19 protein-coding genes and 1 pseudogene are annotated in these 16979 nt (G+C 29.9%); 10 read left to right on the plus strand and 10 right to left on the minus strand.

Translation table 11 applies throughout. The annotated features are described in order from the left end of the window. Positions 1–255: 255 nt before the first annotated feature. Positions 256–828: a sigma-70 family RNA polymerase sigma factor gene (locus F3K33_RS11295; RefSeq protein ID WP_039773461.1), complete on the minus strand. Its 573-nt coding sequence runs from the start codon at positions 826–828 to the stop codon at positions 256–258. Between the two features lie 454 nt (positions 829–1282). Here F3K33_RS11295 and F3K33_RS11300 point away from each other — a divergent pair, with 454 nt between their 5' ends. The 9 genes from F3K33_RS11300 (at position 1283) to F3K33_RS11340 (ending at position 11071) form a co-directional block, all read left to right on the plus strand. Beyond that, positions 1283–2467, plus strand: a complete 1185-nt coding sequence (locus F3K33_RS11300; protein WP_039773462.1) for a M24 family metallopeptidase — start codon at positions 1283–1285, stop codon at positions 2465–2467. A gap of 9 nt (positions 2468–2476) precedes the next feature. Further along, entirely contained in the window at positions 2477–3667 is a 1191-nt protein-coding gene (locus tag F3K33_RS11305; RefSeq protein ID WP_039773464.1) for a MalY/PatB family protein, read from the plus strand. 18 nt (positions 3668–3685) lie between these two features. Further along, entirely contained in the window at positions 3686–4525 is an 840-nt protein-coding gene (locus tag F3K33_RS11310) for a transporter substrate-binding domain-containing protein (protein WP_051144903.1), read from the plus strand. Between the two features lie 28 nt (positions 4526–4553). After that, positions 4554–5228: an amino acid ABC transporter permease gene (locus F3K33_RS11315; protein WP_039773466.1), complete on the plus strand. Its 675-nt coding sequence runs from the start codon at positions 4554–4556 to the stop codon at positions 5226–5228. A gap of 17 nt (positions 5229–5245) precedes the next feature. Further along, positions 5246–5947, plus strand: a complete 702-nt coding sequence (locus F3K33_RS11320) for an amino acid ABC transporter permease (RefSeq protein WP_051144906.1) — start codon at positions 5246–5248, stop codon at positions 5945–5947. Beyond that, positions 5944–6696 carry an amino acid ABC transporter ATP-binding protein gene (locus F3K33_RS11325; protein WP_039773467.1) on the plus strand — a complete coding sequence of 251 codons (753 nt, stop codon included), beginning with the start codon at positions 5944–5946 and terminating at the stop codon, positions 6694–6696. The genes F3K33_RS11320 and F3K33_RS11325 overlap by 4 nt, the downstream gene beginning before the upstream one ends. Before the next feature lie 87 nt (positions 6697–6783). Further along, positions 6784–7428 (plus strand): DUF1847 domain-containing protein, encoded by a 645-nt coding sequence (locus F3K33_RS11330; RefSeq protein WP_039773469.1) that lies wholly within the window; start codon positions 6784–6786, stop codon positions 7426–7428. A 1101-nt stretch (positions 7429–8529) separates the two neighbouring features. Next, positions 8530–9705, plus strand: a complete 1176-nt coding sequence (gene metK, locus F3K33_RS11335; protein ID WP_039773471.1) for a methionine adenosyltransferase — start codon at positions 8530–8532, stop codon at positions 9703–9705. Positions 9706–9874: 169 nt separating this feature from the next. Continuing rightward, complete coding sequence (locus F3K33_RS11340; protein ID WP_039773473.1) at positions 9875–11071, plus strand: trans-sulfuration enzyme family protein; 1197 nt, start codon at positions 9875–9877, stop codon at positions 11069–11071. On the opposite strand, the pseudogene F3K33_RS11345 reads toward F3K33_RS11340, so the two are convergent. From F3K33_RS11345 to F3K33_RS11385, 9 genes and pseudogenes are all read right to left on the minus strand, one after another. Further along, positions 11068–11444, minus strand: a pseudogene (locus tag F3K33_RS11345) (VOC family protein). The gene F3K33_RS11340 and the pseudogene F3K33_RS11345 sit on opposite strands and share 4 nt — an antisense overlap. Before the next feature lie 185 nt (positions 11445–11629). Continuing rightward, complete coding sequence (gene larE / locus F3K33_RS11350; RefSeq protein ID WP_039773474.1) at positions 11630–12460, minus strand: ATP-dependent sacrificial sulfur transferase LarE; 831 nt, start codon at positions 12458–12460, stop codon at positions 11630–11632. Between the two features lie 187 nt (positions 12461–12647). Continuing rightward, positions 12648–12905: a TIGR03905 family TSCPD domain-containing protein gene (locus F3K33_RS11355; RefSeq protein ID WP_039773476.1), complete on the minus strand. Its 258-nt coding sequence runs from the start codon at positions 12903–12905 to the stop codon at positions 12648–12650. Between the two features lie 230 nt (positions 12906–13135). Further along, the gene (gene thiS, locus F3K33_RS11360) at positions 13136–13345 is read right to left on the minus strand and encodes a sulfur carrier protein ThiS (RefSeq protein WP_039773477.1); all 210 of its coding nucleotides are present in this window, start codon (positions 13343–13345) and stop codon (positions 13136–13138) included. A gap of 116 nt (positions 13346–13461) precedes the next feature. Further along, on the minus strand, positions 13462–14265 hold the full coding sequence (locus F3K33_RS11365) for a HesA/MoeB/ThiF family protein (RefSeq protein WP_039773479.1): 804 nt from the start codon (positions 14263–14265) through the stop codon (positions 13462–13464). Between the two features lie 78 nt (positions 14266–14343). Continuing rightward, positions 14344–14712, minus strand: coding sequence for a DNA-binding transcriptional response regulator (locus F3K33_RS11370; RefSeq protein ID WP_039773481.1), 369 nt, complete (start codon positions 14710–14712; stop codon positions 14344–14346). A 109-nt stretch (positions 14713–14821) separates the two neighbouring features. After that, positions 14822–14962: a hypothetical protein gene (locus F3K33_RS11375; protein WP_373866808.1), complete on the minus strand. Its 141-nt coding sequence runs from the start codon at positions 14960–14962 to the stop codon at positions 14822–14824. After that, positions 14952–15206 (minus strand): sulfurtransferase TusA family protein, encoded by a 255-nt coding sequence (locus F3K33_RS11380; protein ID WP_039773483.1) that lies wholly within the window; start codon positions 15204–15206, stop codon positions 14952–14954. Before F3K33_RS11380 ends, F3K33_RS11375 begins: the two co-directional genes overlap by 11 nt. Then, entirely contained in the window at positions 15203–16069 is an 867-nt protein-coding gene (locus F3K33_RS11385; RefSeq protein WP_039773484.1) for a ferredoxin-like domain-containing protein, read from the minus strand. The genes F3K33_RS11380 and F3K33_RS11385 overlap by 4 nt, the downstream gene beginning before the upstream one ends. A 382-nt stretch (positions 16070–16451) precedes the next feature. Between F3K33_RS11385 and F3K33_RS11390 the strand changes: the two genes are divergently transcribed. After that, positions 16452–16871, plus strand: coding sequence for a M67 family metallopeptidase (locus tag F3K33_RS11390; protein WP_039773486.1), 420 nt, complete (start codon positions 16452–16454; stop codon positions 16869–16871). Positions 16872–16979: the final 108 nt, after the last annotated feature.

Below are 16979 nucleotides of genomic sequence, written 5' to 3' on the forward strand. Positions count from 1 at the left end.
ATAAAACTAAAATATATACATTGCATAAATAATTCTTCATGATAATTCTAAAAATATTGCAAGAATTTTAGCTAAATGCCAGGGATGCAGCCTAAAATGCATTTGCGATAGAATAGATCAAGTTATTGAAGATTATATAGAGAAAACTACAGAGGTTGTAAATAATTTTAGTTTTGAATAGGTAAATGAAATATTGGTATTATCATAAAGATAACAGCTCTAAGGATTAACCTTAGAGCTGTTAGACGTTTCTCTTTAATAATACAATGAAATATTATTAAGGATTTTCATTAAAATGTTTTTCTTTTTTTGAATAGCAGTAGAGTAGCACATATTTTTAAAATAGGCATATTCCTTTACAGTGTAATTTTTGTAGAATACAAAATCTATAAGTTCAACTTCCTCTTTATTTAAATTCTCAAGGGCTAATTTTAAATCCTCATAGTCGCACATCTCACATAATGAAGTTTCAGTTGAAATCTCAAGTTCTGGAAAATTATTTTCTACATCATCATGTAAGCTTAATGCATCACTACCTTCAGTAGATCTTCTGGTTCTAGTTCTTTTTATTAGATCATTCATATTATTTTTTATGGCATTAGTAGCATAGGCAACGAATCTATGCTTTTCTAAATTATACTTGGAAACAGACTTGAAAAGTGAATGGTAACATTCCTGTATAATATCATGGAAATTATACCTATCAATGAAAGTCCTTTTAGAAATACTATAAATCAAAGGCCTAAATTCATAAGCTAATTTTTCTTTTGCGTCTTCATCATTATTCTTACATCTGGTAACTAAAGTTTCAACATAATCAAAATCCATATAAACCTCCATCTTCAATATAAGAGTTATGAATTAAAGTGATTATTTTGCACATATTGTTTCTTATATTAAATTCACCTCTATATATGGCTAGATTACATATAACTTATATAGAAAAGTAATATCGGGAATAAAATTTTTATAGGAAAACTTAGGCTCATAACGTTCGCTTAAAGATGATTGTTCAAATTTTTACTCCTAAAGAAATTGCAGAGTACATGGCTTCATTAATAGAGTTAGATATAAAATATAATTTTTAACTTTTTGATAATTTATATTTATAGAAATTGTTGGATTTTAGTTTCATTTTCGAAACTTATATAGCATATTAAAAATTTTATCATAGTAAATACTAAAAATATTCATGTATTCGGATTGGATTTTATATTATATACTATTCAATAAATAAAACCTACTATTTCTATAGGAATAGTAGAAACTGGGGGATTATAATATGAGTATAAAGAGAAATCAAAATGATATTATTAACAGACTATTAATACAAATTGAAAAGGAAAAGTTAGATGCAATTATATTAACAACAGGTGATGCAATATTTTATACTACAGGCTATGCAAGTTCAAACTTATATCGTTCTGGACAAGTTGGAGCAACAGTTGCAGTTGTAACTAAAGAAGGTAAAACTGGATTAGTAGTAAGTGAATTTGAAAGACATAGTGCAGAACTTGTTATTGAGGATGTTGAGCTTGTATCTTATCCTACCTGGATATACATAGAAGATTATGCAATAGAGGGAATGGAAAAGGATGTACAACCAGATTTAAATAAAACTTATAAAATAGCTTCTCAATTTATTAAAAGAAGTACTAAAGAATTGAAAATAGGTGTACAATCAGCTTCACTTCCTCATACAGCTTGGAAGTATTTTTCAGAAACTTTTGGAGAAAAGAATCTTGTAGATATAAAGCCTTTATTAGCCGAAGCAAGAACTATTAAAACACCTTGGGAAATAGATCTTCTTAGAAGAGCTGCACATTATACAGAAATTGTTATGAATACTGTATCAAGACAAGTTGTAGCTGGAATGACAGAAGCAGATGTAATAAATTTATTTAATCTAACAGGGTATTCACAATCAAGTGATGTTGTAAATGTAAGTAATGCTCATACAATAGCAGCAAACTTTACACCTTCATATATACCACCTAAAACAAGAATTAACAGAGGAGATATTATTAGATTAGATGGTGGAGTAAATATAGGTGGATATAATTCAGACTTAGCTAGAACTTTTGTTGTAGGTAATTCTACATATAAAGAAAGAGAAGAATTATACGCACACCTTTGGAGTGGGTATGAATATGCAATTAATAACATTGGGCCAGGAGTTAAATTAAGTGATATCTTTAATGGTATTCATTCATTATTAAAAGAAAGAGGTTTCAATAATTATATAAGAGGTCATCAAGGTCATTCAATTGGATGCTCTTTATTTTCAGAAGAATATCCTTTTATTGGACCAGATGAACATAGAGTTTTTGAACCAGGTATGGTATTCAATGTAGAAGTTCCATATTACAGTTCAAAGAATCAAACATATAATATTGAAGATACATTTTTAGTAACAGAAACAGGAATTGAATTGTTTACAAAAGCAAGTCCTAGCTTGTATTTATAAGGAGAAAAAATGAGTAAATATAATTTTGATACTATAATTGACAGGACTAACACTAATTCAAGTAAGTGGGATGGATTTGAAGAAAGATTTCCAGGACTAAATACAAATGGTGCACTACCAATGTGGGTTGCTGATATGGACTTTAAGGCTCCTGAAGAAGTGGTTGAAGCAATAGTTAAAAAAGCTGAATTTGGTATATATGGATATCCTAAAAGTCAAGGAATTGATTTTTGTAATGCTGTATCAAAATGGATAGAAAGAAGACATAATTGGAAAATTGATAATAATTGGATTGTATCGACTCCAGGAATTGTTTCAGCAGTTACATATGCAGTGCAAGCTTTTACAAATGAAGGGGAAGGTGTTATTATACAGACGCCTGTATATTACCCATTTAAGAATAGATGTATTAATTATAATAACAGAAAGGTTATAGAAAATCCTTTGATATTTAATGGAGCAAGTTATAACATAGATTTTGATGATTTGGAAGAAAAAGCCTCAGACCATAAAAATAAACTATTAATACTTAGTAATCCACACAATCCAGTGGGTAGAGTTTGGAGTGAAGACGAACTTAAAAGGTTGATTGATATATGTATAAAACACAATGTCATTATTTTTTCAGATGAAATACATTCTGATTTAATACTTAAAGGAAATAAGCATATACCAGCAGGAAAAGTTTCAGATGAAGTTTTAGATTATCTTGTAGCAGGATATTCAGCAAGTAAAACTTTTAATTTAGCAGGATTAAAAGCTTCAGCTATAGTAGTACCAAATGAAAAATTAAGAAAATTATTCAAGAATATCATTGCTAAAAATGAGGCAGGTGGGCTTAATATTTTTGCTGAAACTGGATTTGTTGCTGCATATAACTACGGGGAAGTATATTTAGAAGAATTACTTGAATACATAACTGGAAATGTTGATTATGTCAGAGAGTATATTAATAAAAATCTAAAAGGAGTAAAGCTGATTGAACCTGAAGGAACCTATCTTATATGGATTGATTTTAGAGATACAGGACTAGAATTAGATGAAATTAACAGAGTTGTTGTAGAAGAAGCAAAAGTAGCAGGGGATTTAGGAGATTGGTTTGGAATAGAAGGTAAGGGGTTTATTAGACTAAATATAGCATGTCCAAGAAAAATTGTAGAAGAAGCAATGAATAGACTAAAAAAAGTATTCGGAAGATAAAGAAAAGGGGATATTATAATGAAAATAAATTCAATTATTAAAAAAGCATCAGCAATAGTGTTACTATCAGCCTTAGTTGCAGGAACAGTAGGATGTTCATCAACAAAAAAAGAAGCTACAGATTCAGGGGTTAAAAAAGTTGTAATAGGAATTAGACAAGATTTATATCCAACATCATATATAGATGAAAATGGTAAGCCATCAGGGTATGACATAGAAATTGCAAAGAAGATTGATGAACTTTTACCAGACTATGAATTTGAATATGAAGCAGTTTCACAAGAAGCACTTCTTACAGGTCTTGATACTGGTAAATATGTAGCAGCGATTGCTGGATTTTACTCAAATCCAGATAGAGAAGCTAAATATTTATTCCCTAAAGAACCTATTGGAGGAAATATTATAGGTTTAGCAGTTAGAAGTGAGGATTCATCAATAAAAAATCTTGATGATTTGCATAATTCAGGAAAGAAATTAGAACCAATAGCACCAACATCAGGAATGTACGGAATTGTGACAGACTATAATAAACAAAATCCATCAAAAGCCTTTGAAATTCCAACAAGCGAATGGACAGATGCAGCAGATCTTTATAAATGGATTGCAGATGGAACATATGATGCAGCCGTTACATCAAAGAATGTATTTGATGATACAGCACCTAAGTTAGGGTTAAATGATAAATTAGTATTTAATTCATTTACAGCAATTAAAACATGGAGTTTATTTAATAAAGATCAAATAGAACTCGCAGCAGCATATGATAAAGCTTTGAAAGAATTGAAGGATAATGGAACTGTTTCAGATTTGTCAGTTAAGTACTTTGGTGAAGATGTACTTCCATACATTCAAAAATAATACTGATTACTAGATTGGGGTGATATAAATGCAATATGTTTTGCAAATTGTTGGAAAATTGGCACCGTTCTTATGGGTAACATTATTTTTATCAGTAATATCTATGTTACTTGGATTATTCTTTGGTTTTATTCTTGCAATAATGAAATTTCGTAATGGAATTCTAGGTAAAATAGCTAATGTTTATATAAATGTAATGAGAAGTACTCCAACTATAATTTTATTATTTTTATCATATTATGGGCTGCCATTTCTGTTAGAACCTATTGGTGTAGACACAAAGAGTATTGATAAAAAAATATTTGCAATTATTGCTCTTACAATGTACTGTTCTGCAATTATATCAGAAATATTAAGACCAGCTTATGCTTCAGTTAATAAAGGTCAGCAAGAGGCAGCTTTGAGTGTAGGACTAACTTACACTCAAACATTCATACATGTGGTATTTCCTCAAGCAGCATATATTGCTCTGCCTAATCTAGGAAATATGATGATTGCTATTATACATGAATCAGCACTAGCATACCTTATTGGAGTTATAGATATTATGGGACAAGCAAAAGTAATTAATTCTATGAGTTATGGAGCTAATATTATAAAAATATATTTGGCAGTATCCATTCTTTATTGGATTCTTTCAATAATTGTTGGAAAGACAGTAGATGGAGTAACCTTTAAAATGGGTAAATATCTTAAATTATAGAAATGGAGTGAGTTATAGTGAATTTTGATGTTAACTTTGCTTTGGAAAACTTTTGGCAAGCAGTAGCAGGAATTCCTAATACATTATTAGTTACCTTTGTTGCATTTATGATAGGGTTTCCAATTGCATTTTTTATAGCACAAGTAAGAATTAAAAATTTGCCAGTATTAAGCCAAATTGCAGGGATATATATTTCATTTGTAAGAGGAACTCCAGTAGTTGTACAAATTTTTCTAGTATATAATATTGCTTTAGCTTATCACTTTAATCCATTATATGCAGCATTTTTTGTATTTGCAGTTAATTGCTCAGCTACATATTCAGAAATGTGGAAATCATCGTTAAGTTCTGTTGGAAAAGGTCAATTAGAAGCTGCACACAGCAGTGGATTAACAACATTTCAAGCATATATTCATATAATTATACCTCAATCATTGTCAGTAGCCTTTCCAAGCCTTTGTTCATCAACATTGACTATGTTAAAAAATACTTCTTTAGTATTTATTATGTCAGTTCAAGATATAACGGCTAAGGCTAAGATTGCAGCAGGTTTGCAGTATAAATATATAGAAGGATATCTTGATATTTTTATAGTATATTTAATTGTTTGTATAATCTTGCAAGGAATATTTAATGTTTTAGAGAAAAAATTATCAGCCCATAAATTAATAGATGAAAAAAAGAAAAATAAATTATTAGGGAAGGGGCTTACAGCATGATAGAAGTAAAAGATGTACACAAAACATTTAAACATAACAATATATTAAAGGGTATAGATTTAAATATTAAAGCTGGTGAAGTAATTGTTATTATAGGTCCTAGTGGTTCAGGAAAAACGACTTTTTTAAGATGTCTTAATTTTCTTGAAAGAGCTGATGAAGGAACAATAGTAATTGATAATAAAAGTATCAATCTAAAAAAGGCAACTAAAAAAGAAGTATTGGAAGTTAGAAAGAAAACAGCCTTTGTATTTCAAAACTATAATCTTTTTAATAATAAAACTGTAATAGAAAATGTTATGTTAGGTCTAACTGTAGGCCGTAAAGTACCTAAAAAGGAAGCTGAAGAATTAGCCAAAAGTGCTTTAGATAAAGTTGGACTATCTGATAAATATAATGTTTATCCAAATACATTATCAGGAGGACAACAACAACGTGTAGGAATAGCACGTGCTATTGTACTTAATCCAGAGATAATTTTATTTGATGAACCAACCTCTGCTTTAGACCCAGAAAGAGTTGGAGAAGTTCTTTCTGTAATAAAAAAACTTGCAGATGAAGGAGTTACAATGGTTATTGTAACTCATGAATTATCCTTTGCACAGGATGTAGCATCGAGAATTATATTTATTGATGGTGGTGTTATAGTGGAAGAAGGAACTCCAAAAGAAATATTTATTTCTCCAAAGGAAGATAGGACTAAACAGTTTCTAAAACGTATATTACCATATGATTCCTATAATATATAAACTTGAAAGCTAATTATTAAATAAAAATTACACTTGATTTAACTAATAATGTTATAAATGCAAGTAAACAAATGGGGGAGATAGCTAATGACTAATAATTCAAAGAATTCATGCTCAGATTGTGGCGTAATAAGTTGTAGAAATAATGATATAGAAAAATATCCAAAGTTTTGTTTAACTTCTAATGTAGATAAAAATTTATTAGAGGATACAGTTACTATTTATAAAGAAAATCATGAATTAGGAAATATAGCTAGAGTTTCAGCTTCTATTGAAAGTGAGTTTTATGGAAAACTTTGCCGAGTTGAAGAAACAATAGAATTTATTAAAAGAATGAAGTATAAAAAAGTTGGAATAGCTACATGTGTAGGTTTATTAAATGAAACTAAATTATTCGCTAAGATATTAAAAAATGAAAATATAGAATACTATGTAGTTGGTTGTAAGGTTGGAGCAGTAGATAAAACTGAAATTGGAATCAAAAATGAAAACAAACTTAATAAAGGTTGTGGACATGAATCTATGTGTAATCCAATTATGCAAGCTAAAATACTAGAAGTAGAGAAAACAGATCTTAATATAGTTATAGGACTTTGTGTTGGACATGATACATTATTTATAAAACATTCAAAAGCACCTGTGACAGTTATGATTGTTAAAGACAGAGTGCTTGGACATAATCCGGTAGCAGCATTATACACAGCTACTTCTATGTATTCCAGATTTAAATAAATATCGTATTATAAAAAACAGTTATCTGATATTTTCAGCTAACTGTTTTTGTTGGTGTTCAACAAATTTAATTAAAGTTTATATTTATTAAATAAGTAATATAATGGTGTGGTGTAAAAGGAATAATTTAAATAAAGTTATTGAATATTTCTTTGGATTAATAGGGGGATAAGAATTTTGAAATAAGAGAATCACTCTAAATTTTTTGAAGTGATCTTTTACGATGAATTATAGAAGATAAACTTTTATATATGGATAAAAACATATTAATAAGACATAATTTGTTAATAGGTAACTGTATAAAAATCATGGTCTCAACGTTCGTAGGACAAAAGAGAGAGCTTTTCCTTGATATAGCAAGGCAAAGCCTAAGTAAAACTATCAATTATTCTTTAAATTAAGAATCTATTGATCCCTGCATCCACTATCATACAGAAGAGCAATGAAAAATTTATCTATCATTCCAGTTTTCTTTGATATATCTGGCTGTTCAAGAACCGCTTTATATCCTGACCTACGGATAGTCATTTGTAATAAGTATGATTATTTTGTAGATAACTTATATATTTCACTATAATTACAGCAGAAATTTTGGAAAAGCATTAAATTTATTTAATAAAAATGAGATATTGATATTTGTAGTAGCACATTTAGGAAATGGTGTAAATGATTCTTATATTTTAAGATATGATTTAGTGCAAGCTGTTACTGATACAGTATTATAAATTATATTTTTATTTTCACATGAAATTATTTATATTTAGCTATGTGAAAATATAGGTGTTGTTTTGTAGCAATTGACATTGTATGGTACTCAGAATAAAATTATATCACAGAAAGCAGATGGGAATTATATAATAAATTATTACATATGCTGCATTTAATTTTATATTGATAATAATTAAATTTTAATTACAATTGCTAATTGCAGTATATAAGTAATTTATTGAAAATTAAAAATAAAATTTAGGAATACTAATAAGTTGACTAGAGAGACTGGAGACTAATTATAGGCATCAAAAATAAATGCGGCTGATAAGCTGCATAGCAATGATGCTTTGTAATTAGTCTTTTTATCTTAATTTGAAAGGAAGATTAAAAATGAAAAAATTATTTACATCAGAATCAGTAACAGAAGGACATCCAGATAAAATATGCGATCAAGTATCAGATGCTATTTTAGATGAAATATTAAGACAAGATCCAGAAGGAAGAGTTGCATGTGAAACATCAACTGGTACAGGCTTTATTCATGTATTTGGAGAAATTTCAACTAAGAGTTATGTTGATATTCCAAAGATAGTAAGAGATACAGTCAAAGAAATAGGTTATACAAATGGAGAATACGGATTTGATTATAAAACTTGTGCAGTTCAAACATCAATAGATGAACAATCAAGTGATATAGCAGTTGGAGTTGATACAGCAAAGGAAGTAAGAGATGGTGAAGATGACAATCTTTCATCAACAGGGGCAGGAGATCAAGGTATGATGTTCGGCTTTGCAACTAATGAAACAGAAGAATATTTACCACTTCCAATAACCTTAGCTCAAAAACTTGCAAGAAGGCTTTCAGAAGTTAGAAAAAATGGTGAATTAGAATATTTAAGACCAGATGGAAAAACACAAGTAACTATAGAATATGAGGATGACAAGCCTGTTAGGGTTGATACCATTGTTATTTCAACACAACACTCTCCAGAAGCCACCAATCAGCAAATACATGATGATCTTATAGAAAAAGTAGTTAAAGTAGTTGTTCCAGCAGAATTATTAGATGAAAATACAAAGTATTTTATTAATCCAACAGGAAGATTTGTTATAGGTGGACCACAAGGTGATGCAGGTTTAACAGGAAGAAAGATAATTGTTGATACCTACGGTGGATATGCAAGGCATGGTGGTGGAGCTTTCTCAGGAAAAGATCCAACAAAGGTAGATAGATCAGGAGCATATGTGTCAAGATGGATTGCTAAAAACTTAGTAGCAGCAGGTGTTGCAGATAAGTTAGAAATACAAATATCTTATGCAATTGGTGTAGCAAAGCCAGTGTCTATAACAGTGGATACATTTAGAACAGGTAAGATTGCAGAAGATAAAATAGCAGATATCATAAATGAAGAATTTGACTTAAGACCAGCTGCAATAATTAAGACTTTAGATTTAAAGAGACCAATATATAGACAAACGGCTGCCTATGGGCATTTTGGAAGAAATGATCTTGAATTACCTTGGGAAAAGCTGAATAAGGTTGATGATATAAAAAAATATTTATAATTAAAGACTAGCTAGATAACTAGAGGTTTTAAGAAATAAAAAGTTCTGTTTCTTAAAACCTTTAAAAGATATTATGGAGATAATCCATCAGATAAACTTGATTTATCATAATATTATACTAAAAAATATGAATAATAGAGATTCTGCTAAAAGCAAGGAGGTATAAAAAATGAGCGAAAGAAAATATGGAAATGAATATGGTTTTTTAACACGGGCAGTGCATGCTGGAAATGATGTGGACAAAGATACGGGGGCTATAAAACGACCGATTACTATGGCAAATAGCTATGAATTGCCTTATGATCCAGCGGAACTTAACTGGAGCAGTGCGGGAAAAGCCCTTTACACTCGTAACGGAGGTTCTAATCAGCAATACTTACAGGAAAAACTTTGTATCCTTGAGAGCGGGGAGGATTGTGTGGCACTAGCCTCAGGAGTTTCGGCGTTGTCTGGAGTATTTTTTTCTTTATTAAAAAGTGGTGATCATGTTGTCTTTTCAAATGTAACGTATATAGCAGTTTATCGTTTGCTCAATGAATTACTACCTAGTAAATATGGTATTGAGACAACCATTGTAGATACATCAGACTTGGAAGCAGTAAAAGCTGTAGTCCGACCAAATACAAAACTAATTCATATTGAAACACCAGCCAATCCCACATTGAAAATTAGTGATATTGAAGAAATTGCAAAAATAGCCCATAATGTTGGAGCACTGCTTTCAGTTGATAACACTTTTTCTTCACCATACAATCAGCGGCCACTTGAACTTGGAGCTGATCTTTGTGTAGAAAGTTTAACTAAATATATTAATGGACATGGAGATGCCATGGGGGGTGCTGTTATTGGATCAAAGGCACTTATCGATAAGATAAAGTCAGAAGCGATGATAAATAATGGAGGTGTACTCAGCCCATTTAATGCTTGGATGATTATGCGAGGTTGCGTAACGCTTCCTCTTCGCATGAAGCAGCATAATGATAGTGCGCTTAAGGTAGCTAGATTTTTAGAAAATCTTGATGCTGTAAGATTTGTTTCTTATCCGGGACTGGAAAGTCACCCAGGACACGAGATTGCTAAAAAGCAGATGAAAAATGGATATTCAGGAGTAATGGCTTTTGGCCTTAAGGCGGATCACGATACTAATAACCGCTTTGTTAGCCATCTTAAAGTCATAACATCTGCTGTATCATTAGGACATGATGAAAGCCTAATTGTATTTTTAGGAGAGGATGATGAACGTCAGTATCTTTATCCAGAGGAATTTCACGGAGGCTTTTTCCGTTTAAGTGTTGGTATTGAAGATAGTGAAGACATCATTGAAGATATTAGACAGGCCCTTGAAAAAGTTAGTTTATGGGGCTAACTGTTCATTATATAAAAACATTTAGAATATGGATATGTTGTAATACCTAACCTATTTCCAAAAGGATCTTCAAATTCTACTGCTAAACCTGTTATAATTTCATAAGGTTCAGATAAAAACTGAACACCTCTTTTTTCAACTTGTTATATTCAATTTTAACATTTTCAACTTCAAACCATATTGTTGGCTTTATGTTTTTAAATACATTTTTATCTTTTAAAATAATTGCAGGTTCTTCATTGCCAACGTTAAAAGCAATCATCCCTTTTGAGGAAAAATCAAATTTGAGTTTTAATCCTAAAATATCTTCATAATACTTTCTTGCTTCAGATAAATTTCTTACTCCTATAAAAAAATTATCATAATTATTCATAACAAATCACTCCTATATAGTTATTTTTTTCATTAATATAGATGCAATAAAAATATGAAAGTAATGGTATTAAGTAAAAAATATAATAATTATTTTAAAACACTATTATTCAAATTTAAAAAGATGACTTTTGTTTAATGCAAAAATCATCTTTTAAATGACAAGTAATTATTTTTAAATATCCATTACAAAAGCGAGGCTTTGTCTTCAGTAGATAAAGTCTCATTCATGCTTCCAGTCCTATAACCAAGCAAGTCTAAAGTGACATAAGTAAATCCAATTTTCCTCAATTCATTACCAATATGATTCATTATATCTATATTGAAGAATTTTTCTCTTTCAGAGGGATCTACTTCTATCCTTGCAATTTCACCATGATGTCTTACTCTCACTTGAGTTATACCAATGTCTAATAAGAGCTGTTCAGCTTTATCAACCATATTTAGTTTTGATAAGGTTATTTTATTTCCATAAGGAAATCTCGAAGATAGACAAGCAAACGAAGGTTTATTCCAAGTGGGAAGACCAAGTGATTTTGATAACTCTCTTATATCATTTTTAGTCAGTCCTGCTTCTTTTAATGGACTTATTACATCAAGTTCTTTAGCTGCCTGCATTCCTGGCCTATAATCGCCAGTATCATCTAGATTTGAACCATCAAATACATAACTTATTCCATTATTTAAGGCGATATTGTTAATTTTTGTATAAAGTTCTTTCTTGCAATAATAACATCTGTTTTTAGGATTTGAAGCAAAACCTTCAATTTCTAGTTCTTCTGAAGAGATGATTACATGTTTCACCTGAATATCCTCAGCATATTTGATTGCCTCATTTAATTCTCTTTTAGGGTAAGTTGATGAGGTTGCAGTAATTGCAAGTAGGTTATCACCTAATACTTCTTTAGTAACTTTTAAAAGAAAAGTACTGTCAACACCACCAGAAAAGGCTATGGCAGCACTTCCTTTTTTTCTTATTATATCTTTCAATAACTTGTACTTTTCTTGAAGTAGCATAATAATACCTCCTGATATTTAGAATAAATATTTAAGTTTATTAGTAATATTCAATGTGATTAGATATTGATAATTATGGTTCATCTGTGAACTTTGCGGTATTAATTGACATGCATTAAATCAAGTACTTTTAATGACTAATTTAGATTAAATATAAACAATCGCAAAATATCTTTATAAACCGTAATTATTTAACATTATTATATACTTCGCTAACAGCAGTAGCAAGCTGATCAGTACAAGATGTACCCTTACTATTACAATTGATTCCTTTAAAATTTTCCTCAATTTCTTCGACTGTCATTCCTTCAACAATTTTGCAGATAGCTTTAAGATTACCATTACAGCCTCCGCCAATAAAAGCAACATTGTGAACAACATTATTTTCTAAATCAAAAGATATTATTTTAGGACAAACATCTTTTGTTATATATTGATTAGACATACTAAATCCTCCTAGCCAGCATTATAAAAATAAATGTGTTAAAACCTCTCATTGATGAAAATAGAGATGTCCTTTAATATGATTATTAAATCAATTTAGGACATCCACTTAAAAATAAGAACAATAAATAAATTAATTTATTTAAGTTCTGATTACAATTCTACATTGATAATAATTAAATTTTAAGAAATCCTGTAATGATTTCAATCGTAATTGTGAATTATGAACTTTTAATTGTTTCCTCCACCCATATAGTAAAGAAATTCAATAGTATCACCATCTTTTATAATTTGTGTTTCATAATCAGCTCTAGGGATAATATCTTCGTTGACTTGAACTGTCACATATTCTTGCATTTCAACATATTCTTTTTGTAAAAGTTCGCTTATTGACACCTCATTTTCTAAAACAGTTTCTTTTCCATTAATAATTATTTTCATAATAAATATTTCCTCCTAGAATTATTTCTTTGATTGTGCCTTAATGCACATGAAAGAAATAATAGACAAGCATACTGGCCTATTATTTTTTTATTGCGACTAACATGTATTTAAATTTAGCCACAAACATTTAAATCATAATCAATTAATTTATCAATAGTTGGTGTTTTACCGCAAATTGCACAATTTTTATCATGATGAATATCAATTGTTCTAAAATTCATTTTTTTTGCATCAAATGTTAGCAGTTTTCCAGCTAATAAATCCCCAACACCCGTAATATATTTCAAAGTTTCACTTGCTTGGATAGAACCAATTATACCGCCCATAACTCCAAGAACTCCTGCTTGCTGGCAAGTTGGTACTACATCTGGTGGGGGTGGGGTTTGGAAAACACAACGGTAGCAAGGACCTTGTCCTGGAACGTAGGTCATGGTTTGTCCTTGAAATCTAATGATTCCAGCATGTGAAAATGGTTTTTGAAGCATAACGCAAGCATCATTAATTAAAAATTTAACGGGAAAGTTATCTGTTCCGTCAATAATAAAATCATAATCTTTATCTTTTATAATATCTAAAATATTTGAAGCTGTAGCGCGTTCTTGATATGTAACCACATTAACATCTGGATTTATTGCATTAATGGTTTCCTTTCCAGAAATAACTTTTGGTTTTCCAACATCTTGCGTTGAATGAATAATTTGTCTTTGAAGATTAGATAAATCAACAGTATCAGCATCAACAAGTCCAATAGTTCCAACTCCAGCAGCTCCAAGATACATTGCAGCAGGTGCTCCAAGTCCTCCTGTTCCTATTATTAGAACTTTACTATTTAATATTTTTTCCTGACCTTTAACACTGACATCATCTAAAATGATTTGTCTTGAATATCTTTCAAGCTGTTCATTGGTAAAATTCATATTTTATCACTCCTTTTTTTATATTAGGCATATAGAATAACAGGAACTCATACTGGTCTATTATTTTTTGATTGTGACTTATCTTGCTATAATATTTCTAACTAAAATAGCAAGTTGATGTAAGTTTTCCTTTAAAAGATAAGCACAACATCTATTTTTCATTGCAAATTTAATCCTTTCTGGTGAAACATCCTCAGATACAATGATAAAAGGAGTTTTAGGAGAAAGTTCATTTCTTATAAAAAGAGCTTGAATAGCATTAAAATGAGGTGTTGAATTATCAGAAAGAATAATATCAAATTCATTTTCATTTAATGCATTTCTCATAGCATCTTCACTGTATATATGCTGGCTGTCAACCTCAAATCCACCTCGCTTTAGTTCAAGGACATTTAAGTCAGCAATATATTTAAATTCTTCAATAATTAGAACACGTATATTTTTCATTGAAATCTCCTTTTGGCATGTCAGGCATATTCAATTATTTCATATGCCTAAAAGAAAATAACTAGTCAAATGTACTATCACTGACTTACTATTCTTCAATATGCCTTAACTAAATTTTACTGATTGAATTTTCAAGTTTTTTAGCTGTTTCATGTACAAATGCACTAGATTGATAAATTGGTACAAGTGTTGCTCCGGTTTTATTATCATAATTGAAATTACCATGTAAAAGAGCAGTGTTAAACTTCAAGTAAACCACCCTTTACAACTGCAATGGTATATGTTCCATCTTCATTTTTATCTACACTCAAAATTTTATGTTTTTCATTTTTTAAGCTTCGAGGGACATTTTGAATTGGCTCTCCATCGTTTAATTTTATTTCAAGGACTTGACCATTATTAAGTTCTTCAAGTGCAACTTTTGCTTTTACAAAAGTTACAGGACAGACTACATCAGTAATATCAACAAAGGAATCAGCTTTTATTTCACTCATTTTATAATCTCCTCTAATTTTGCTTTAAGTTTGTCTATACCAACTCGGTCTAAAGTAAATTTAAATCTTTCACCTGCATTTGCATTTTCTTTGAAAAATTCCACTGTTGTATCCACAACTTTGAATAAAGTTTCCTTATCTGTAATTAAAGGAAGCAGGTTTTTTCCAAAAGCTATACTATTTCCGTACAATCCACCAAATGAAGTAATATATCCACTTTCTCCATTCCAAGCATCTGTAGGACAGGATTTAGCGCACTTCCCACAATATATGCATTTACTTTCATCAAATTTAAGTTCGTTAGTTCCCTTATTAATTTCTATAGCTTTTGTAGGACATACGACTTTACAAACCCCACAGTATGTACAGGAATTTGTATCCCATTTAGGCTTCAATCCACCTTTTATACCTAGATCATTTTCTTCAGCTTTTAAGCAGTTATTCCTGCAACCTGTAATTCCGATTTTAAATTTATGTGGTAAATCTTTAGCAAAATATTTTGAATCAAGTTCCTTAGCTAAATTACTTGTTTCAATTAATCCGCTTCCACAAATTGCATTACCTTGGCATGCTGTAACTGTTCTCACTCGAGGGCCACAAGCCCCTGGCTCTAAACCAACAGTAGCAAGTTCTGCTTTCACAGAATTAATATCATTAAAATCTATGAATGGGATTTCAATACCCTGCCTTGATGTAAGATGAATGTAACCTTGACCATATTTATTAGCAATTTCACCAACTTTTTGAAGTTGGTTTGCATTAATTTGTCCTCCTACGCTTCTAAGTCTCAAGGAAAACTTTTCATTTTGCACTTGTCTCATAAAGCCGCCTTTTTTTAGTTCCTTATATATCAATTCGTCCATTTTACTCCTCCTGAAATATTATCTTAGGCTTATGAATGAAAATAATAAGTTTATGATGTTATGCTAACTTATTATTTTTTTAATGTGCCTAGTATACTACTAATTATAGAATGTAATAACTTTTAATTACAATAAGACTAAGTTTAGTATTATATTGGAATTTGTTTGGAAATGAATTTTTCTCAATTGACTTTAAATAGTCCTATGGTAAAATCTAATCAAATATTATAGAAAACCACTTACTAATGGACTTTGCACAAAAAAATGTAAGTTTTAGCAAAGAGTTTTTGACTAATAGAATAAATTGGTATATACTAAATTCATAGTAATCCTATTAGATTAATATGAATAGATTCAAATCAAATAATAGGAGGACGTAGTTATGATTATATTTTCAAAGGAACAGTTTAATGAGATTAGAGAGCATTGCATTAAAGGTTTGCCAAATGAAGCGTGTGGGCTTTTAGCTGGAACTATAGATAATAGTAATAATAAAATTATTCAAAAAGTATATTTATTAAGAAATATTGATGAGAGTCCAGAACATTTTTCAATGGATATTAAAGAACAGTTTAAAGTAATAGCAGATATTAGAAAAAACGAATGGAGTTTAATTGGAAATTTTCACAGCCATCCTGAAACACCTTCAAGGCCATCAGAAGAGGATATTAGGTTGGCGTTTGATCCCAATTTAAGTTATGCAATATTATCCTTTGCGGATAAAGAAGAGATTATTTTTAACAGTTTTATTATAAAAGATAATATAGTCTCAAATGAGAAGTTAATAGTAATGGGGGGATAGCTATTAATACATCAAGCAAATCAAATAATATAGATGAGATTAAGGAAAAAACAAAACAACTTCAAAATGCAAACAATGAATTGATAGCTTTTAATTATACAATTTCAC

The organism is Clostridium beijerinckii, from assembly GCF_008705175.1.
Taxonomy (GTDB): domain Bacteria; phylum Bacillota; class Clostridia; order Clostridiales; family Clostridiaceae; genus Clostridium; species Clostridium beijerinckii.